The organism is Streptomyces sp. NPDC042259 (assembly GCF_055582085.1).
In genome coordinates this window covers 356765-376535 of record NZ_JBVJDW010000003.1, presented here as the reverse complement: position 1 = coordinate 376535, position 19771 = coordinate 356765, and the positions used below count along the sequence as shown (strand labels likewise).

General features: G+C 72.5%; 15 protein-coding genes. 12 read left to right on the top strand and 3 right to left on the bottom strand.

What is annotated here, in order from left to right; translation table 11 throughout:
• Nucleotides 1–56: 56 nt before the first annotated feature.
• The 6 genes from ACZ6MA_RS10700 to ACZ6MA_RS10675 all read left to right on the top strand — a co-directional run bounded on the left by ACZ6MA_RS10700 (nucleotide 57) and on the right by ACZ6MA_RS10675 (nucleotide 7834).
• The gene (locus ACZ6MA_RS10700) at nucleotides 57–881 is read left to right on the top strand and encodes an alpha/beta fold hydrolase (RefSeq protein WP_469432739.1); all 825 of its coding nucleotides are present in this window, start codon (nucleotides 57–59) and stop codon (nucleotides 879–881) included.
• A gap of 84 nt (nucleotides 882–965) precedes the next feature.
• Nucleotides 966–1511 (top strand): hypothetical protein, encoded by a 546-nt coding sequence (locus tag ACZ6MA_RS10695; protein ID WP_469432738.1) that lies wholly within the window; start codon nucleotides 966–968, stop codon nucleotides 1509–1511.
• Between the two features lie 199 nt (nucleotides 1512–1710).
• A complete protein-coding gene (locus ACZ6MA_RS10690) occupies nucleotides 1711–2817 on the top strand; it encodes a polyprenyl synthetase family protein (protein WP_469432736.1) in 1107 nt (368 codons plus the stop codon).
• Between the two features lie 62 nt (nucleotides 2818–2879).
• On the top strand, nucleotides 2880–4418 hold the full coding sequence (locus ACZ6MA_RS10685; protein WP_469433139.1) for an acyl-CoA carboxylase subunit beta: 1539 nt from the start codon (nucleotides 2880–2882) through the stop codon (nucleotides 4416–4418).
• 91 nt (nucleotides 4419–4509) lie between these two features.
• The gene (locus ACZ6MA_RS10680) at nucleotides 4510–4740 is read left to right on the top strand and encodes an acyl-CoA carboxylase subunit epsilon (protein WP_469432735.1); all 231 of its coding nucleotides are present in this window, start codon (nucleotides 4510–4512) and stop codon (nucleotides 4738–4740) included.
• 112 nt (nucleotides 4741–4852) lie between these two features.
• Complete coding sequence (locus tag ACZ6MA_RS10675; protein WP_469432734.1) at nucleotides 4853–7834, top strand: AfsR/SARP family transcriptional regulator; 2982 nt, start codon at nucleotides 4853–4855, stop codon at nucleotides 7832–7834.
• 337 nt (nucleotides 7835–8171) lie between these two features.
• Here the strand turns inward: ACZ6MA_RS10675 and ACZ6MA_RS10670 are convergent, their stop codons facing one another.
• Nucleotides 8172–8396, bottom strand: coding sequence for a hypothetical protein (locus ACZ6MA_RS10670; protein WP_469432732.1), 225 nt, complete (start codon nucleotides 8394–8396; stop codon nucleotides 8172–8174).
• 202 nt (nucleotides 8397–8598) lie between these two features.
• On the bottom strand, nucleotides 8599–8772 hold the full coding sequence (locus ACZ6MA_RS10665; protein WP_469432731.1) for a DUF6269 family protein: 174 nt from the start codon (nucleotides 8770–8772) through the stop codon (nucleotides 8599–8601).
• A 315-nt stretch (nucleotides 8773–9087) separates the two neighbouring features.
• Between ACZ6MA_RS10665 and ACZ6MA_RS10660 the strand changes: the two genes are divergently transcribed.
• Nucleotides 9088–10938, top strand: coding sequence for an AfsR/SARP family transcriptional regulator (locus ACZ6MA_RS10660; protein ID WP_469432730.1), 1851 nt, complete (start codon nucleotides 9088–9090; stop codon nucleotides 10936–10938).
• 126 nt (nucleotides 10939–11064) lie between these two features.
• On the opposite strand, the gene ACZ6MA_RS10655 is transcribed toward ACZ6MA_RS10660, so the two are convergent.
• Nucleotides 11065–11238 (bottom strand): DUF6269 family protein, encoded by a 174-nt coding sequence (locus ACZ6MA_RS10655; protein WP_469432729.1) that lies wholly within the window; start codon nucleotides 11236–11238, stop codon nucleotides 11065–11067.
• A gap of 172 nt (nucleotides 11239–11410) precedes the next feature.
• Between ACZ6MA_RS10655 and ACZ6MA_RS10650 the strand changes: the two genes are divergently transcribed.
• The 5 genes from ACZ6MA_RS10650 to ACZ6MA_RS10630 all read left to right on the top strand — a co-directional run bounded on the left by ACZ6MA_RS10650 (nucleotide 11411) and on the right by ACZ6MA_RS10630 (nucleotide 19656).
• Nucleotides 11411–13024 (top strand): tryptophan 7-halogenase, encoded by a 1614-nt coding sequence (locus tag ACZ6MA_RS10650; protein ID WP_469432727.1) that lies wholly within the window; start codon nucleotides 11411–11413, stop codon nucleotides 13022–13024.
• A 419-nt stretch (nucleotides 13025–13443) separates the two neighbouring features.
• Nucleotides 13444–13662, top strand: a complete 219-nt coding sequence (locus ACZ6MA_RS10645; protein WP_469432726.1) for a hypothetical protein — start codon at nucleotides 13444–13446, stop codon at nucleotides 13660–13662.
• Between the two features lie 132 nt (nucleotides 13663–13794).
• On the top strand, nucleotides 13795–14601 hold the full coding sequence (locus ACZ6MA_RS10640) for a hypothetical protein (RefSeq protein ID WP_469432724.1): 807 nt from the start codon (nucleotides 13795–13797) through the stop codon (nucleotides 14599–14601).
• A complete protein-coding gene (locus ACZ6MA_RS10635; protein ID WP_469432723.1) occupies nucleotides 14586–16835 on the top strand; it encodes an NHLP family bacteriocin export ABC transporter peptidase/permease/ATPase subunit in 2250 nt (749 codons plus the stop codon). Before ACZ6MA_RS10640 ends, ACZ6MA_RS10635 begins: the two co-directional genes overlap by 16 nt.
• 1 nt (nucleotide 16836) lies before the next feature.
• Nucleotides 16837–19656 (top strand): NHLP bacteriocin export ABC transporter permease/ATPase subunit, encoded by a 2820-nt coding sequence (locus ACZ6MA_RS10630; protein ID WP_469432722.1) that lies wholly within the window; start codon nucleotides 16837–16839, stop codon nucleotides 19654–19656.
• Nucleotides 19657–19771 lie beyond the last annotated feature (115 nt).

Here is a 19771-nt window from a genome sequence, read left to right as displayed (position 1 = left end):
ATACGGTCCCGAAGGACGCGGTGGCTTTCCGGTGTGAATAGGGAAAAGGGATACGCATGCAGGTTCCGGTTGGTGATCTGGTATTCGATGTCGAGATGTCGGGGCCGGAAGGCGGAGATCCGGTACTGCTTCTGCACGGCTTCCCGCAAAGCCGGCACGCCTGGGACCGGATTGTTCCGTCGCTGAATGCGGCCGGTTTGCGCACCATCGCGCCGGATCAGCGCGGCTATTCCGACGGCGCCCGGCCGGCGGGCGCGGACGCCTACGCGCTGCCGCTGCTGGCGGGTGACGCCCTGGGGATGCTGGACGCCCTGGGCATCGAGTCCGCCCATGTGGTCGGTCACGACTGGGGATCCGTCGTCGCCTGGTACCTGGCCGCGCGGCACTCCGACCGGGTCCGCACCCTGACCGCCGTGTCCTTCCCGCACCTGGAGGCGTACTGGCACGCGCTGCGCGAGGACCCCGAACAGCGTCAACTCTCCGGCTACCTCGCTTACTTCGTCTCGCCCGACAGCACCCCCGGCCTGCTCGCGGACGACGCCGCACAGCTGCGGTCGCTGTTCGGTGACGCCGTGGACCCCGGCCGGGTCGAGCACTACGTCGACCTGCACAGCAGGCCCGGCGTGCTGGACGCGGCCCTGAACTGGTACCGCTCCGGCAGTCTCCTCGCCGAACACGAGGGCCTCGGCCCGGTCCCGGTGCCCACCACCTACCTGTCGAGCGACCTCGACCGGGCGGCGAGCCGCGCCGCGGTGGACCGGACGGCGGAGCACGTCACCGGCCCGTACCGGTTCGTCCGGCTGGAAGGCATCACGCACTGGCAGCCGGAACAGGCACCGGAACGCGTCGCCGACGAGATCCTGCGCCGCGTACGCCCATGACACCGGCCGGGCTCCGCCGCACGGGGGAGCCCGGTCGTCCCCCTGCGGGATCCCGGCAGGGGCCGGGCCGGAAACACTGAGGACATGGCGATCAAGAGGGCGCTCAAGGCGCCGTTCACCAACGAGAAGCGAACGACCGAACGGCCCGTCCCGCGCTGGGCGGAGACCGTCGCCCACCTCATCCCGCTGGTGGCATTACCGGTATGCATCTGGCGGCTGCCCATCGGATTCGGCTACGGCATGGGCGGGGAGCCCTCGCCGCCGTCGGTCTGGAACGCCCCCTACGTCGTGGGACTGAGCGTCGTCTCCGAGGCGTTCGCGCTCCTCGGCTTCGGCCTGGTGCGCGGCTGGGGAGAGGTCGTGCCCGGCTGGGTTCCCGCGGTGGGCGGCAGACGCATTCCGCCCTTCGCGGTGATCGTCCCCGCGACCCTCGCCGGGATCGCCTTCGTCGCGTTGATGGTGCACTGGATGTTCGGGGCGTTCCACATCGGCGGTGCGAGCGGATTCCCCTACGCCGAGGGATGGGACACGCTGGCGATGACGGTCAGCGGTCTGTTCACCCTGTGGGGGCCCCTGTGGCTGGCCCTGGCCTACGGCTACTACCGGCGCCGCTGCCGGCCGTTGCCTTGACCGGGCCCAGCACGGACACCGGCGAAAGCGCAAGACCGGTCAGGTGGCAGCAACCTGTCACCATTGTTGTTCCCGCCCGGGGGCATTGGACATCCTCGAAAAGCCTCAGATTCTCCTCATTCCTTGCCCAAAGGGGTTCAGCCATGGCCGAGAAGGCTGTGTTCGATCCGTCGATACGCACGGCGGCCGGGGACGCGCGATGACCCGCAACGGGACGTCGCTCGCCCGTGCCGCCCGTGCCTTCGACGCCACCCGCGCCGTCCGCGCGGCCGTCACCGGCCGGGGCCGCGCGGGGTCCGCTGCTCGCGGTACCCCGAAGTTCCGGTTCCGGCTCGACGACCCGGCCGCCGAGGCACGGCTGCGTACCGCGCTGGAGAGCGTGGAGAAGCGCCTCCAGGACACCGCGACGGACTCCGCCGACCCCCGGGTCGCCGAACTCACCGGGCACGTCACCGCGGCGGGCGGAAAGCGGATGAGGCCCCTGTTGGTGCTGCTCGCCGGCGAGTTCGGCGAACCGTGGCGGGACGGGGTGACCCAGGCCGCCGTCATCGTGGAACTGGTGCACGTCGCCTCGCTCTACCACGACGACGTGATGGACGAGGCGACCACCCGGCACGGTGTGCCCAGCGCCAACGTCCGCTGGGGCAACCGGCAGACCGTCCGCGGGGGCGACTGGCTGCTCGCCCGTGCCGCCTACCTCGCCGCCGACCTCGGCCCCGAGGCCGTCCGCCTCAACGCCGAGACCGCGAGCAGGCTCGTCGACGGGCAGGTACGCGAACTCGTCGGCCCCGCACCGGGCCAGGACCCCGTCGAGCACTACTTCCAGGTCGCCGCGGGCAAGACCGCGTCCCTGCTCACCATGGCACTCGGCATCGGCGCCCGGCAGGCGGGCGCCCCGGAACCCTACGCCGAGGCCCTGAGCGCGTACGGCGCCTACCTCGGCGCCGCCTTCCAGATCGCCGACGACCTGCTGGACCTCGCCGGAACGGCCGAACGGACCGGCAAGGAACAAGGCAAGGACCTGCTGGCCGGCGTGCCCAGCCTGCCCGTGATCCTCGCCCGCGCGGACCGGAGCCCGCGGGGCGCCGAACTGCGCGGCCTGCTCGCCGACGGCCCCATCCAGACCCCAGCGGCGCACCACCGCGCTCTGGAACTCTTCCCCCGTTCCCCGGCCTTCGCCGAGGCCGAGGCCATCATGCGCGACCGTCTCGCCCGTGCCCGCGCCGCGCTCTCGGTGCTGCCGTCGATACCCGCGCGCACCGCCCTCGAAGCCCTCAGCGACTTCGTGGCCGACCGGACCGGCTGACCGCAGCCGCCCGCAGGAGAAAGGAGCCGGCCGTGCCGCAGCAGGCCGCACACCCGACCGTCATGGACGGGATCGGAGAGCTGTCCCGCGTCCGTGAGGAGGCGGTCCGGGGAGCACCCCGGGCCACCGAGGCACAACACGCCAAGGGCAAGCTGACCGCGCGCGAGCGCATCGACCTCCTCCTCGACCCGGGGTCGTTCACCGAAGTGGAGCAGTTGCGGCGGCACCGTGCGTCGGGCTTCGGCCTGGAGGCCAAGAGGCCCTATACCGATGGTGTGATCACCGGGTGGGGGACGGTGCACGGGCGTACGGTCTTTGTGTACGCGCATGATTTCCGGATCTTCGGTGGTGCGCTGGGTGAGGCCCATGCGACGAAGATCCACAAGATTATGGACATGGCGATTTCGGCGGGTGCTCCGCTGGTGTCGTTGAACGACGGTGCGGGTGCGCGGATCCAGGAGGGTGTCTCGGCGCTCGCGGGGTACGGGGGGATCTTCCAGCGCAATACCAAGGCGTCGGGTGTCATCCCGCAGATCAGTGTGATGCTGGGCCCGTGCGCGGGTGGTGCGGCGTACAGTCCGGCGCTGACGGACTTCGTGTTCATGGTGCGTGAGACCTCGCAGATGTTCATCACCGGCCCCGATGTGGTGCGGGCCGTGACGGGCGAGGAGATCACGCAGAACGGGCTCGGGGGCGCCGATGTGCACGCCGAGACCTCCGGCGTCGCCCACTTCGCCTACGACGACGAGGAAACCTGCCTCGAAGAGGTCCGCTACCTCCTCTCCCTCCTCCCGCAGAACAACCGCGAGATGCCGCCCCGCGCGGACACCACCGACCCGGCCGACCGCGTCTGCGAGCGGCTGCGCGAACTCGTCCCCGCCGACGGCACCCGGCCCTACGACATGCACGAGGTCATCACCGAGATCGTCGACGACGGTGAGCACGTGGAGGTGCACGAACGCTGGGCGACCAGCGTCATCTGCACCCTCGCCCGGATCGGCGGCGAAGTGGTGGGCATCGTCGCCAACCAGCCGCAGTCCCTCGCCGGCGTCCTCGACATCCACTCCTCGGAGAAGGCCGCGCGCTTCGTCCAGCTCTGCGACGCCTTCAACATCCCCCTCGTGACCCTCGTCGACGTCCCCGGCTTCCTGCCCGGCGTCGACCAGGAACACGGCGGCATCATCCGCCACGGCGCCAAGCTGCTCTACGCGTACTGCAACGCCACCGTCCCGCGGATCTCCCTGATCCTGCGCAAGGCCTACGGCGGCGCCTACATCGTGATGGACTCCCGCTCCATCGGCGCGGACCTGTCCTTCGCCTGGCCCGCCAACGAGATCGCCGTGATGGGCGCGGAAGGCGCCGCGAACGTCGTCTTCCGGCGGCAGATCGCGGCGGCCGACGACCCCGACGCCATGCGCGCCCGGATGGTCAAGGAATACAAGGCCGAGCTGATGCACCCGTACTACGCGGCCGAACGGGGCCTCGTCGACGACGTCATCGACCCCGCCGACACCCGCTCCCTGCTGATCGGCTCACTGGCCATGCTGCGCACCAAACACGCCGCGCTGCCGGACCGCAAACACGGCAACCCGCCGATGTGATCACCATCCCCGGCGCCGGCCCCCGGCGCCAGGCCCCGTAGCGGGCCCTCGATACGAGTTCCCGAAGCGCGAAGCGAGAAGGAGCACCCCTGTGGCACAGGAGAAGGCACCGACCGCACTGCGAGGCCCCCTGGGGCCCTCCCTGCTGAAGGTCATCGGCGGAAACCCCACCCAGGAGGAGCTGGCGGCGGTCACCGCCGTCCTCATCGCGCTGTCCGCCCGCCGGGAACGGCAGCCGGGGGCGGCCCCGCCCGCCGCCGCCCGGTGGCAGCGCGCCGCGGCCCGCGGCCGCCCGCCCGGGGCCCGGGCCGCCCGGAGCTGACCCCGGGAGCCTCCCGCCGCCTCCCGGTGGCGGGAGACTCCCGTCACCCATGAACGACACAGCAACAAGCCCGGCCGCCCGCACGCGGCCGCGGCCGAGGTCAGGAGGCAGCGTGCTTCAGGTAGTGTTCCGAATCCTGGGGCCGTTGGACATCAGCGTGGACGGGCACCCCGTAACCCTCCAAGGCGCCCGCCAACGCACCATCATGTCGCTGCTGCTGCTCACCCCCGATCACGTGGTGTCCGTCGACACGCTCGCCGACGCCGTCTGGGACGGCCGCCCGCCGGCCACCGCCCGCAACCAGATCGCCATCTGCGTCTCCGCGCTGCGCAAGACGTTCAAGGCGGCCGGTGCCGAGGACCTGATCGTCACCAGCCACCCCGGATACCTGCTCGCCAGCGGCGAACACCGCATCGACGCCGTCGAGTTCGAGGAGCGCGTCGCCACGGGACGCGAGGCGGCCCGGAGCGGCCGGCTGGAGGAAGCCAGCGCGTGCTTCGAGGAAGCCCTGGCCATGTGGCGCGGGCCGGCCCTGGAAGGCATCACGGCCGGGCGCGTCGAGAAGGACGCCACCCGGCTCACCGAGACGCGCCTGGAGGTGTACGAGGAATTCGTGGGGCTGCGGCTGGAGCTGGGCCGCCACCAGGACCTCATCGGCGAACTCAGCGCGTTCATCCGGGAGAACCCGCTGCGCGAGCAGTCCATCGCCCACCTCATGCTGGCCCACTACCGCTCGGGCCGGCGGGCGGAGGCCCTGGAGACCTACCGCGAAGGCCACCGCGTCCTCGCCGACGAACTCGGCATCGCCCCCGGACCGGCCCTGCGGGACCTCCACGAGGCCGTACTCAAGGACCTCCCCGAACTCAACGCGCACCAGGGCACCGAGGCCCCCGCCACACCGACGGCCGTACCCGAGCGGTTCCCGCCGGACGTCGCCTCCTTCACCGGCCGCGAGAAGGAACTCGCCGTCCTCGACCGGCTGCTGGAACACGTGGGCGGCGACGTACTGCCCGTGGGATCCATCACCGGCATCGGCGGGGTCGGCAAGACCGCCCTCGCCGTCCACTGGGCCCGGCAGGTCGCCGGCCGCTTCCCGGACGGCCTGTTCTTCGCCGACATGCGCGGCTACGACGAGGAGGCGCCCCGCCGCCCCGGCGCCGTCCTGGACCACCTGCTGCGGGCCCTCGGCATCAAGGGCCCCCAGATCCCCGCCGACCGGCACGAACGCACGGCTCTGCTGCGCGGCGCCCTGCAGGGCCGCCGCGTCCTGATCGTGCTGGACAACGCCCGGTCCTTCCAGCAGATCCGCCCGCTGCTGCCCGGCGACGGCCGCTGCTGCGTCCTCGTCACCAGCCGCGACCCCATGGGCGGAGCCCTCGCCGGTGACTACGTCTACGTGCCCCTGGTGCTCGGCGCGCTCCAGCGGGACGAGGCCACCGCGCTGCTGTCCCGGGTCGCCGGGGACGACCGCATCACCGCCGACCCGGTCGGCGCCGCCCGGCTCGGCGAACTGTGCGACCGGCTCCCGCTCGCCCTGCGCATCGCCGCCGCCCGGCTCGCCGCCAAACCGCACTGGTCGGTACGGACCCTGGTGGCCCGGCTCGAGGACCAGCACCGCAGGCTCGACGAACTGAGCCTCGACGAACGCGGGGTACGGGCCGGGCTGCGGCTCAGCTACCGCGACCTGTCACCGGCCGCCGCCCGGATGTTCCGGCTGCTCGCCATGGTCGACGCACCGGACTTCGCCGCCTGGGCCGGAGCCGCGCTGCTCGACATCGACCCCCTCGACGCCGAGGACCTCATCGAGCAACTCGTCGACGCCCAGCTGCTGGAACCGCTCAGCGCCACCCTCGGCCCCGTCCGCTACCGCTTCCAGAACCTCCTGCGCCTCTTCGCCCACGAATGCGCCCTGGCCGAGGAGGACGAACCGGAGCGCCGCGCCGCCACCCGCCGCGCCTACGGCGCCTGGCTGGCCCTGGCCGTCGAAGCCCACCACCGGCTCTACGGCGGCGACTACACCCTCGTCCACAGCACGGCCCCCGCGCACCGGCTCCCGGCCCACCTCGTGGGGCACCTGCTGGAGAACCCCATGGAATGGTTCGAGAGCGAACGCGTCCCGATCACCAGGATCGTCGACCAGGCCGCCCAGGACGGCGAAGCCGCGTACGCCTGGGACCTCACCATGACCAGCGTCACCCTGTTCCAGAACCGCAACTACCTGGAGGACTGGCGGCACTGCGGTGAACGGGCCCTCGCCGCCGTCCGCCGCGCCGGCGACCGGCTGGGGGAGGCGGCCATGCTGCACTCCCTGGGCACCCTGGAGATCATCCAGTGGAAGTACGACGAGGCCTTCACCCGCCTCGGCCTGGCGCTGCGCCTGTTCGAGGAACAGCACCAGACCGAAGGGTGCGCCCTGGTGCTCCGCAACCTCGCGCTGTGCGAACGGCACCGCGGTGACCTGGAACGGGCCAGGGAGCTGGGCCACCAGTCACTGGCGGGATTCCGCGCGGCCGGCGACCCCTACGCGGAGGCCCACATGCTGGGCCTGATGGCGCAGATCGAGCTGGAGCGGGGCGACGCCCGCACCTGCGTCGAGCTCTCGCACGAGGCGATCGCCAGGACCCGCGAACTGGGCAGCGTCAGGGGTGAGGCACAAGGCATGGTCCGGCTCGCCGGGGCTCTCGTCCACCAGGGGGACGGGGCGGGAGCCGAGGAGGTCTGCCGGCGCGCCCTGGACCTCGTACGGGCCAGTGGGGACCGCCGCGGTGAGGCCCACGCGCTGCGCGCGCTGGGCGAGGCACTGTGGTGCCGGGAGCGGTGGGAGGACGCCGAGGCCGTCCTGCGGGACGCTCTGGCGACCGCCGGCACGGTCCAGGACCGGTTCCTCGAGGGCCGGGCGGGTCTCGCCCTGGGGTGTCTGCTCGCCCTGCGGTCCGACCGGACCGGCGCGGCCGGCCACTTCGCCGCCGCCGCCCGGCAGTTCACCGAGGTGGGCGCGGTGCCCTGGCAGGAGCGGACCAGCCGGCTGCGGACCGCGCTCGACAGCGGCGAAGAGCCGCCCTCGCGGGAGCTGTTCGCGCTCTTCCAGCACTAGGGCGTGTCCGCAAAGTCCCGTCTGGCCCGCGACGCCTGGCACGCGCGCTCGCTGCGTTGTCGGGCTCGCCCGAGTACGCCCAGTACGAGGGCGACCCTCCGCCTTGCGATCGCACGCACCAGACGCCGCGGGCCCCGCCCTTCGGGCGAACGACGGGACTTTGCGGACACGCCCTAGGGCCTGGCCGGCGTCTTCTTCGACTACGGGCCGTCGTGGCCGCCTGCGGCGGCGAGCGCCCTGCGGGCGCGTCCTCAACCGCCGGACGGGCTTTATTCGAGCCTGTCCGGCGATTGAGGACACAGCCGCGCAGCGCGGGCGCGCACCGGCACGGACCGCGTCACACCCACGGGTCATCCATCGTGGCCGCACCCGACGCCGCGACCGGCGTCCGGGCATCGGCCGCCGCCGCGGTGTCCGCCTTCACCCACGGGTCGTCGCCCTGGGCCTGTGCCGCCGCGCCGAAGACCCCGAGCCCCGCCAGGACCAGGGTCGCGCCGACCGCCAGCCGGCTGAGCGGGGCGATGACGACGGCGGTGTAGGCGGTGCGCTTGGCACGGATCACGGTGTCCTCCCGGACTGCTCGGGGCCGGCCTGCCGGACCTGGTGTCCGGCGGCCGTGGCGGCCCTTCCTGCGGTATGCCGAGAACATTAGGAACGTCTTCTTTTCAGGCCCTTTCGAAACTGTTTCGCGGCCACGAAATCGAACCGACACCGACCCGATGGAGCCGGGAAACCGGCACACCGGACCGATGCCGGACGACGTACTACTCCGGTGCCGGCCCGGGTATTTCCGGGCCGCGCGCGACCTGTTCCGTCAACCGGTCCGCGTAAGCGACCAGCAAATCCGACCAGGGGATACCGGACTGCCGCAGCATGAGTTCCCGATCGGCCACCGACATGTCCGCGACCCGGTCCATGAGGGCCAGTGGGTCTTCCACCTGTCCGGTTTTCTGCGGATGATTTTTGATGTCTTCCTCCTGCCTAGGGTCCAGGCGTCGTCCGGTTGCGCACAGACAGGCCGACGGGCGCGGCCATAGGAAAACTTGAACCGCCTCCCACCGCACCCGTGACCATGCCCTGGAGCGTTTCTCCACGGCACATCACCGGACGCTAGGCGCACCTCGTTTCAAGGCTCTTTCGTATCGCTTTCCCGGCCGCGAAACCGTGCCGATGCCGTTGGAGAAGGCCGGTTCCGTAGCTTTCCCGGCAGACGGGCCGCCGGCCGCCGGGGCCCGCGGACGGGGGAGGAACTCATGGACTTCACGATCCTCGGCCCGGTGTCGGCCGAGCGGGACGGCCGTCCGGTCGCACTCGACGGCGGCAAGCAGCGCACGGCCCTCGCGGCGCTGCTGCTCGCCCACGGCCAGGTCGTCCCCGACGAACGGCTGACCACCCTGTTGTGGGGCTGGGACCCCCCGGCCACCAGCACCCACCAGCTCTACACCTACGTCTCGCGACTGCGCACCCGTCTCGGCCCGGGCCACGGCCTGCGGCGCCACGGCGCGGGCTACCGCATGGACATCGCCGACGCGGCATTCGACTGGGACACCTTCCGCTCCCTCGCCGACACGGGCCGCGCCGACCTGCTCGCCGCCCGCTACGCCGACGCCGAGCACCGGCTCGGCCGGGCCCTCGCCCTGTGGCGGGGCCCGGCCCTCACCGACGTCACCGAGCACCTCGCCCGGGCCGAGGGCCCGCGCATGGAAGAGGCCCGGCTGTCCGCACTGGAGAACCACACCGAGGCCGCGCTCGCCCTCGGCCGCCACCACGACACGGTCGCCGCGCTGACCCGGCAGGTGGCCCTGCACCCCCTGCGGGAGCGGTTGCGCGGCCAGCTGATGACCGCGTTGTTCCGCTGCGGCCGCCAGGCCGACGCGCTCGCTGTGTACGAGGCGGGCCGCCGGGTCCTCGCCGACGACCTCGGCATCGACCCGGGACCGGCGCTGCGCGCCCTCCACCAGGACGTCCTGAGCGGGACGCTGCCTCCGCCACCGGCGCCGGAACGCGCACCCCTCACACCCGCCGCACCGCCGCGGTCCGCCGCGGCCGCCACCGGGGAGGAGTGCCCCCGGCCCCCGGCCGACGCCGGCCCGCCCGGCCTCGTCCCCGCGCTGCTGCCCGCCGCGCCCGGCGACTTCACCGGCCGGGGCGCCGAGACCGAGGAGGTACTGACCGCCCTGCGCCGGCAGCAGGACGCCGTGATCACCGGCGCCCCCGGAACCGGCACCTCCGCACTCGCCCTGTGGGCCGCCGAACACTGCCGCGCCGACTTCCCGCAGGGCCAGCTCTACGCCGATCTGCGCACGGACGACGGCACGCCGCGCGACCCGGCGGAAGTGCTCGGCTGGTTCCTGCGCGCCCTCGGCACCACCTCGGACCGAATGCCCGCCACCCTCGACGAACGCGCCCAGCTCTACCGGACGCTGCTGGCCGGACGCCGCGTGCTCGTCGTCCTCGACAACGCCCACGACGACAGCCGGGTACGGCCCCTGCTGCCGGGCGGCGGCGCGAGCCGGACCGTCGTCACCGGCGTCCGCGCCTCCCTGGCCGCGCTGGAAGGCACCCGGCTGGTGCGGCTCGGCCCGCTGCCACGACAGGAGGCCGTCGCCCTGCTCACCGCGGTCGCGGGCCCCGGGCGGGACGGCCGGGCGGAGGGGGAGGCACTCGCGCGCATCGCGGAATCCTGCGACCGGCTGCCGCTCGCCCTGCGGATCGCGGCGGCCCGGTTGGCGGCCCGCCCGCACTGGTCCGCGGCCCGGTTCGCGGACCGGCTGGCACCCGAGGGGCGGCGGCTCGACGAACTGCGATTCGGCAGCCTCGACATACGGACCGGGCTGCGCACCGCACTGGCCCAACTGGACCCCGCCGCCCGGGACGGTCTCGGTACGCTCGCGACGGCCGGTCCGCGCGGGCTGACCGCGGCCGACGCGGCGGCGCTGCTCGATGTCACCCCGGACGACGCGGAGGAACTCCTGGAACAGCTGGCCGACGCACGGCTGTTGGAGGTGTGCGGGGCGGACGGCGGCGCCTGGCTGCGGTACCGCTTCATGCCGCTGGTCCGGCTGTTCGCCCAGGAGCGACGCGTCCCCGCGCTCGTCCCCTGAGCGTTCCCCTTCTTCCGCTTCCTCCGCCCTCTGTCTTCTCCCCTCCGCGTGTTTCCGACTTCCCGGTCCCGGGCCTGGTGGGCCGGCCGTTCCACGGCCGGCCCACCAAGGTGTTCCCGGTCCGGGTCAGCCGCAGCCGCCCGCGTGCCCCTCGTCCAGGCCGAAGGCGGCCGTTCCCGCCCACGAACTCTCGGGCTCCGACAGCGGTGCCACTTCCTGATTCACCGTTCCCGCCCATTCGATTTCCGCGAGAACCTCCAGAGGGTGCTGGACCTGGGCCGGGGAAGACTGATCATTCAACACTTCTGCTCCTGTCGGTGAGTCGGGTCCCGCTCAGGCCCCGCACCGACAGATTCGGCCGCACGCGTACGGGAATTCCCCGTACCGTCTCCGGGCACCGATCCAGAGGAATACAGACCGGCTGTACACCGGATACAGACCGGGTACAGGAAAAGCGTTCACGCTGTCCCGTATGGACAGTCACGTCAGGCGCGTCGTGGTCGTGGGCGGAACGGCCGCCGGCTGGGTCGCCGCCGCCCGGCTCGCGTCCGCCTTCCACGGCACGGTTTCCGTCGCCGTACTCGAAACGCCGCAGCCGGCCGCCGCGGTATCGGCGACCGGGCAGGCGGCCGCCGTCGCGCCCGCATTGCAGCGGGGCCTCTTCGACCGTATCGGCGTTTCGGAGGAGGAATGGATGCGCGCCTGCTGCGCGTCCTTCAATGCGGCGGTGCGCTATGTGAATTGGCGTACCGAAGGCGCGGCCGAAACCACGGTGCGGATCACCGGCAACGGCGGCGTGGACCATTTCTACCGCCCCCGCGCGGACATGCCGCGGTGCGCGGAACTCCCCCTGTCGGACTTCTGGCGGTACCGCAGGCGCGGCGGAGGGACCACCGAGCCGTACGACTACGCGTGCTTCCGCGAGCCGCCGCTGCTGGACGCGAGGAAGTCACCGCGCTGGCTGGACGGCCGGACGGCCCTCCCGTACGGCTGGCACGTCGACATCCGCATGTTCACGCAGTACCTGCGGAAGACCGCGATGCGGAAGTTCGGCGTGCGGTCCGTCCGCGGTGAACTCCTTCGCGCCGAGCGGGACGCACGCGGCATGCTGACCGTCCTGCACACCGCCCAGGGCGCCGCACTCGCCGGTGACCTCTTCCTCGACTGCACGGGGGCCGAGGGTCTCCTGCTGGCCGGGGTCCTCGGGGAGCCGTTCCTCGACGCCCGGGACCGGCTGCTGTGCGACAGCGCGGTGACCGTCACCGTCCCCCACGACGACGCCGCGCACGGCATCGATCCCTTCACCACGGCCACGGCCATGCCCGACGGCTGGGCCTGGCGCATGCCGCTCCCCGGCCGGTTCGCGGCGGGGCTCGTCCACGCGCGGGATCTGACGGGCCCCCAGGAGGCCGCCGACCGGCTCTGCGCGCTGTGGGGTCTGCGCCCGGGCCACGCCACCGTGCGGCACCTTGCCTGCCGCACCGGGCGGAGCCGTCGCGCCTGGGTGAAGAACTGCGTGGCACTGGGACCGGCCGCGTCGTTCGTGGAACCGCTGGCCGACGAGGGACTGGCGGACGTCCTGCACATGGTGGACCGGCTGGTGCGCGACTTCCCCGGCCGGGGCGACGTGCGGGCGCACGCGGCCCGCTTCAACCGCGCCGCACAGGACCGCTACGCCCGGGCCCGGGACTTCGCGCAGTTGCTGTACTTCGCGGCGCCGCGCGCGGACACCCCGTTCTGGCGTGCCCAGCGCGAACTGCCGCTGTCGGACACGCTGGAGGAATACCTCGCCGGCCACCGCGCGGGTCTGTCCCCGGAACCCGGCGAGGCTCCCTACGACGCCCTGCTGGCGGCGCTCGCCCACCGCCGGACCGTCCCGCCCGCCGCCCTCGCCCACCGCCCGGCGGCCCGCCGGGCGGCGGACGCCGAGTTCGACCGGATCCGACGACAGCAGCGGATCCTGCTGGAGACCCTCCCGGGGGCCCACGAATACCTGCACCGGCTGCACACCCGGCCGGTGCCGGTGCCGGTGCCGGCGGCGGAGCGCGTGACGGGACGGTCGCGGCCGACGGCCCACAGCCGGTGACGCGCCCGTCACCGATCGTCGCTCCGGGAAATCTCCACATCGCACGGGGACCGTGGGTAACCCCCGTGCGCCGCTGCTGGATATGCCGGTTATGCCCGCAGCGCTTGATGGGCGTGTGTCCATCTATGTCCGACGAGGAAGTCACACCCTCCGTATCTGTTACTCGATCCTGTGAAGGACTTGTAATTATTCGGCGAAGGAATTTTAAAGCAAGGCGCCTGACGGGCCGTCCCCGGGAGCGAAAGCGGTCAACCGGGTTGGCCGCGCCGCCCGTTCCCGTGCTTTTATCTGCGCACCGCAGCGGTTCTCAGAACGGCGGTCGATTTCGACCGGGCCGTCGCGGTAGTGGTGCGGCCGTCCTTTTGCGGCCCGCCCCTTGTCATCGATAAACAGCCGGACAAATGAAGGGTGCGCACATCATGCGTAACAACATCGAGACCCGTGAGATCGCCGACGCCGAGCTGGACGCCGTTTCCGGCGGTGTGGCCATCTCCGGCGGCCTGCTCGGCGCCGTGACCGGCGACGTCAACACCGTGCTCGGCACCGTCACCTCCCTGCAGACGGTCCAGGCCGCCCAGGCCCTGCCCGGCCAGGTCGAGGGCATCGCCGGCGTGCACGTCGGTGCCGCCGGTCTCTGAGCGCGACAGCACTCGCCCATGAACCCCGGAATTCCGTCATTCCGGGGTTCATGCCTGCCCGCCGCCCTCGGGCGGCGGGCACGGCCGCGCCATTCAGCACCCGAGTCACCCATGCAGCCGAAGGAATAGTCCGTGCAGTTCCGCCAAAAGGCACTGGCCAAGCTGCAATCGCCCGAAGAACTCGATCTGCCCGTACGCTTCGCGCGCCCGCAAGGCCGGCTCGTCCTGGTCGTCACGGTCGTCGTCATGGCCGCGGCGGCTTTCTGGGCATTCACCGGATCCGTGTCCTCCAAGCAGAACGCACCCGGCGTCCTCACCCACGCCGGGGGAAGTTATCTGCTGCAAAGCCCCTATGCCGGACAGGTCACCAAAATCCTCGCCGAAGAGGGCCGGTCGCTGCCGGCCGGCGCCCCGCTGCTCACCGTCCGCACGGACCGGGGCGACCGCACCGTCCGCGTGGTGGAGGGCGGGCGGGTGACGACCCTGACCGCCAAGACGGGCGCGGTCCTGACCACCGGCGCCGACGTGGCCACCGTGGAACGCGTGAAGGACCCGAGCGACCCGTTGGTGGCCATGCTCTACCTGCCCGGCGGGAGCGCCGGGACGATTCCCCCGGGCGCCCGGGTCGACCTGACCGTCCAGTCCGCCCCCCAAGAGCGGTTCGGCGTACTGCGCGGCCGCGTCAAGGCCGTCGGCCGGGCACCGCAGACGCGGGAACGCATCGCCGGGTTCCTCGGTGACAGCCGGCTCGCCGCGGAATTCTCCCGGCAGGGCAAGCCCGTCGCGGTGCTCGTGGAACTGGAGCGCTCCGCCACCACCCGCTCCGGCTACCGCTGGTCCTCCGCCGACGGACCCCCCTACGCCGTCGACTCCACGACGCCGGTCACCGGCGCCGTCCACCTCGCCGCGCGGCGCCCCGTCGATTGGCTGCTCCCGTGACCGCGTCCCACGGCGCGCGCCGCCGGCCACCGGCACGCCGCGGCACCAGGCGCCGCGGGCCCGCCCCCGTCCTCAAGGGCGCCGCCAAGGCCGTCCGCACCCCCACCGTGCTGCAGATGGAGGCGGTGGAGTGCGGCGCCGCCGCGCTGGCCATGGTCCTCGGCCACTACGGCCGTTTCGTCCCCCTCGAAGAGCTGCGCATCGCCTGCGGCGTCTCCCGCGACGGCTCCCGTGCCGGCAACCTCCTCAAGGCCGCCCGCGGCTACGGGCTCAAGGCCAAGGGCATGCAGATGGACCTGGCCGCGCTCGCCGAGGTACGCCCCCCGGCCGTTCTCTTCTGGGAGTTCAACCACTACGTCGTCCACGACGGCATGGGCCGCCGCCTCGGCCGCAGGGGCGTGTACGTCAACGACCCCGCCAAGGGACGCCGGTTCGTGCCCATGGACGAGTTCGACACCGGCTTCACCGGTGTCGTGCTCACCTTCGAACCCGACGAGGGCTTCCGCCGCGCCGGCCGCGGGCCCGGCGTGCTGGACGCCGTGCCCGCCCGGCTGCGCGGCACGTCCGGCACCATGCTCGCCGCCGTGCTCGCCAGCCTCCTGCTGGTCATCGTCGGCGCCACGGTGCCCGCACTGAGCCGTACCTACATCGACCTGTTCCTCATCGGCCGGCAGACGTCCCTCCTGGGCGTGCTCTTCGCGTCGATGGCGGCCACCTTGGTGCTCACCGCGGCACTCACCGCCCTCCAACAGGCCAACCTGCTGCGCGGGCGCATCATCTCCTCCACCCTCGGCAGTGCCCGCTTCCTGCGGCACCTGCTCCGGCTCCCGGTCAGCTTCTACTCCCAGCGCAACCCCGCCGACCTGGTTCAACGCCTCCAGTCCAATGACGCCGTCGCCGAGACCCTCGCCCGGGACCTGGCCGCCGCGGGCGTGGACGCCGTCGTCGTGGTGCTCTACGCCCTGCTGCTGTGGACCTACGACCCGCAGCTGACCGTCGTCGGCATCGGCATCGCGCTGCTCAACGTGGCCGCCATGCGGATCGTGGTCCGGCTCAGAGCCACCGGCACCCAGCAGCTGCGCGCCGAGAGCGCCCGGCTCACCAACACCTCCTACAGCGGTCTGACGCTCATCGAGACGATGAAGGCCACCGGCGGGGAGAACGGCTTCTTCCGCCGCTGGGCCGGACAACACGCGATCACCCTCGACGTCCAGCAGCGGCTCGGCGTGCCCAGCGCGTGGCTGGCCGTCGTCGCCCCCGCCCTCGCCGCCCTCAACAGCGCGCTCATCCTGATGATCGGCGGCCTGCGGGCGGTCGAGGGACACCTCACGGTCGGACTGCTCGTCGCCTTCCAGGCCCTGGTGACCAGCTTCACCGCGCCCCTCACCCGCCTCAACGGCGTCGCCGGACGGATCCAGGACTTCGCCGCCGACGTCGCCCGTCTCAAGGACGTCGAGAACTTCCCCGTCGACCCGCTCTACGCGCGGCGCGAGCCCGCCGCCGCGACCCGCCGCCTCAAGGGCCATGTGGAGCTGGACCACATCACCTTCGGCTACAGCCCCCTGGACGCCCCGCTGCTGAAGGACTTCTCCCTCTCCGTCGGCCCCGGGCAGCAGGTCGCCCTCGTCGGCGGCTCCGGCAGCGGCAAGTCCACCGTCTCCCGCCTGATATCCGGCCTCTACACCCCCTGGGAAGGCGCCATCCGCATCGACGGGATGCGCCTGGAGGACATCCCGCGCGGCGCGCTGGCCGCCTCCGTCTCCTTCGTCGACCAGGATGTCTTCCTCTTCGAGGGCACCGTCCGCGACAACGTCGCACTGTGGGACCCCTCCATCACCGACGAGGCCGTCGTCGCCGCCCTGGAGGACGCCGCCGTCCACGACGTGGTCGCCCGGCGCCCCGGCGGCATCCACAGCCGCGTCGAGCAGGACGGCCGCAACTTCTCCGGCGGCCAGCGCCAACGCCTGGAGATCGCCCGCGCCCTGGTACGCCGCCCCAGCGTCCTGGTCCTCGACGAAGTGACCAGCGCCCTGGACGCGGTGACCGAGCGGACCGTCATCGACAACCTGCGCCGCCGCGGCTGCGCCTGCGTCGTCATCGCCCACCGGCTGAGCACGGTCCGCGACAGCGACGAGATCCTCGTCCTCGACCGCGGCACCGTCGTGGAACGCGGACGGCACGAGCAACTGGCCGCCGCGCACGGCGCCTACGCCGCACTCGTCAAGGAGAACTGAGGTGACGACTCCCCCCTGCGCCCCGGTCGCCGACCCCGTGGTGGCGGCGCTCGGCGCCCTCGGCACGCCCGTCGACTGCACGGGGGGCCCGCGCAGCCTGTCCCTGGAGGGCCCGCTCGTGCTGTGGCTCGTCGTGGACGGCGAGCTGGACCTGTTCGCCGTCGACGCCGCGCAGTCGGGCCCCTGGCACTTCCTGGGCCGGCTGGAGGCCGGCACCCTGCTGCTGGGCCCGGCCGAGGGCCCCGGACACACCCTGATCGGCCGGCCCCGGCAAGGCTGCCTGCTGCGCCGCGTCGAGCTGCGCGAGCTGTACCGCCCGGAACACGGCGAGCAGTGGGGCCACACCGACGCCGACGCCGCCCCGAGCCCCCTGGAGGACGCCTTCGCCCGCGGCATCGGCCGGGGCCTGCGCGTGCTCTACCAGGCACCGCTGGACGGCCGCGCCACCACCGGCCACGGCGGCGCCGACGACGACATCCTGTGGATGCGGATCCCTCCGGGCAGCGTGCAGTACGGCGCCGCGTACGCCGCGGAGGCGGTGGGCACCCTGCTGATCGACCCGGCGATGTGGCAGGGCATGGTCGACCAGCAGTACCGGCTGCTGTACGCCCTGGACGACTGGATCGAGCGGCAGGAGCGCGCCCACGAGGACCGTACGGCCGCCGGCATCGAAGCCGGCGAGGCCGCCCGCACCCAGGCGGACCAGGCACTCCTGGCCTCGATCGGCCGCCCCGCCGGCACCCCCCACCGTGCCGCGAGCGACGACGCGACCTTCGCCGTGTGCCGCCTGGTCGCCGACGACGCGGGCATCACCCTGACCGAACCGGCCGGGACGTCCGCCACGCACCAGCGGGCCGACCCCGTCGAACGCGTCGCCCTCGCCTCGCGGATCCGTACCCGCGTCGTCAGACTCGACGGGCGCTGGTGGCGGGAGAACACCGGGCCCCTGGTGGGGCAACGGGCCGCGACCGGCGCTCCGGTCGCGCTGCTGTGGCGCCGGGGCGGGTACGAGGCGGTGGACCCCGCCCGCCGCGAGCCGACGCGGATCGGCAAGGCCAACGCGGCGGACTACGCGCCACGGGCCGTGATGTTCTACCGCCCGCTGCCCGAAGGGAAACCGACCCTGCTCGGACTGCTGCGCTTCAGCATGCGCGGCACCCGCGGCGAGCTGCGCGGACTCCTCCTCGGCGGACTGGTCGCGGTCGGCCTGGGCGCACTCGTCCCCATCGCCACCGGCCAGGTGCTCGGCGTGTACGTGCCCCACGCCGAGAACGACCTCATCGTGGCGACCACCTCGGCGCTCATCGCGACCGGCGTCGTCTCCGCCGCGTTCACACTGCTGCAGAACGTCTCCATCCTGCGCCTGGAGGGACGCGTCGAAGCCACCCTGCAACCGGCCGTATGGGACCGGCTGCTGCGGCTGCCGACGACGTTCTTCGCCGAGCGCTCCACCGGCGAGCTGGCCGGCACGGCCATGGGCATCAGCGCCATCCGCCGCGTGCTGTCCGGCATCGGATCGGTGTCCGTCCAGGCGGGCACCGTCGGCACGATGAACCTCGTGCTGCTGCTCGTCTACAGCGTGCCGCTGGCGCTGGCGGCCCTCGCCATGCTGCTTGTCATCGCCGCCGTCTTCCTCGGCCTCGGACTGTGGCAGCTGCGCTACCAACGCCGACTGATCACACTCGGCAACAAGCTCAACAACCAGGCCTTCCAGACCCTGCGCGGCCTGCCCAAGCTACGCGTCGCCGCGGCCGAGAGCTTCGCCTACGCCGCCTGGGCCCGCGAGTTCGCCCGCACCCGCGAACTGCACCAGCGCATCGGCCGCATCAAGAACGTCATCACGGTGCTCAACGCCGTCTGTTCACCGCTGTGCACCCTCGTGATGTTCATGCTGCTGGCCGGCCCGGCCCGGGACACCATGTCCGCCGGCGAGTTCCTCACCTTCAGCACCGCCGTCACGATGCTGCTGTCCTCCGTCACCCAACTGACCGGCGCGCTCCTGTCGGCCGCCGCCGTGCAGCCGATGTTCGAGCAAATCAAGCCGCTCCTGGCGGCGACCCCCGAAGTACGCGCCTCCAGCACCCCGCCGGGCGAGCTGAGCGGCGCCATCGAGGCCAAGAACCTCTCCTACCGGTACACCGACGACGGCCCGCTCGTCCTCGACGACGTGTCGTTCCGGGTGCGGCCGGGCGAGTTCGTCGCGATCGTCGGCGCCAGCGGCTGCGGCAAGTCGACACTGCTGCGCCTGCTCATCGGCTTCGACAAGCCCCTGACCGGCAGCGTCCTCTACGACGGCCAGGACCTGGCGGCCCTCGACCAGGCGGCCGTCCGCCGCCAGTGCGGCGTCGTCCTGCAGAACGCCCAGCCCTTCTCCGGCTCCATCCTCGACTGCATCAGCGGCGCCGAGACGTACCCGCTGGAGGAGGTCTGGGAGGCGGCCGCGCTGGCGGGCCTGGCCGAGGACATCAAGGCCATGCCCATGGGCATGCACACCGTGCTCTCCGACGGCGGCGGCACCGTCTCGGGCGGCCAGCGCCAACGCCTGATGATCGCCCAGGCCCTCATCCGCACACCACGTGTCCTCTTCTTCGACGAGGCCACGAGCGCCCTGGACAACGAGGCGCAGCGCGTGGTCATCGAATCCACCCGCACCCTGCGCGCCACCCGCGTCGTCATAGCCCATCGGCTGTCCACCGTCATGGGCGCGGACCGGGTGATCGCGATGTCGGAGGGACGCGTGGTCCAGCAGGGCCCCCCGGCACAACTGCTGGCGGACCCGGACGGTCTGTTCCACGAGCTGGTGCGGCGCCAGCTGGCCTGATGCCGCCGGTCAGGGGCGGCCGGGGGGCGGCCGGACAGGGCGCGCGGCGCCCACCCGGACGTCCTGCCGTGCCCGTCGCCGACCGTTCTATGATCGTTACTCCATGCAGGAGGGG

Bases quoted from the DNA above. Each gene is read 5' to 3' on its own strand.
- ACZ6MA_RS10685 (WP_469433139.1), top strand. From the start codon at position 2,880: ATGGACGGGATCGGAGAGCTGTCCCGCGTCCGTGAGGAGGCGGTCCGG.
- ACZ6MA_RS10700 (WP_469432739.1), top strand. From the start codon at position 57: ATGCAGGTTCCGGTTGGTGATCTGGTATTCGATGTCGAGATGTCGGGG.
- ACZ6MA_RS10695 (WP_469432738.1), top strand. From the start codon at position 966: ATGGCGATCAAGAGGGCGCTCAAGGCGCCGTTCACCAACGAGAAGCGA.
- ACZ6MA_RS10690 (WP_469432736.1), top strand. From the start codon at position 1,711: ATGACCCGCAACGGGACGTCGCTCGCCCGTGCCGCCCGTGCCTTCGAC.
- ACZ6MA_RS10645 (WP_469432726.1), top strand. From the start codon at position 13,444: ATGCGTAACAACATCGAGACCCGTGAGATCGCCGACGCCGAGCTGGAC.
- ACZ6MA_RS10650 (WP_469432727.1), top strand. From the start codon at position 11,411: ATGGACAGTCACGTCAGGCGCGTCGTGGTCGTGGGCGGAACGGCCGCC.
- ACZ6MA_RS10660 (WP_469432730.1), top strand. From the start codon at position 9,088: ATGGACTTCACGATCCTCGGCCCGGTGTCGGCCGAGCGGGACGGCCGT.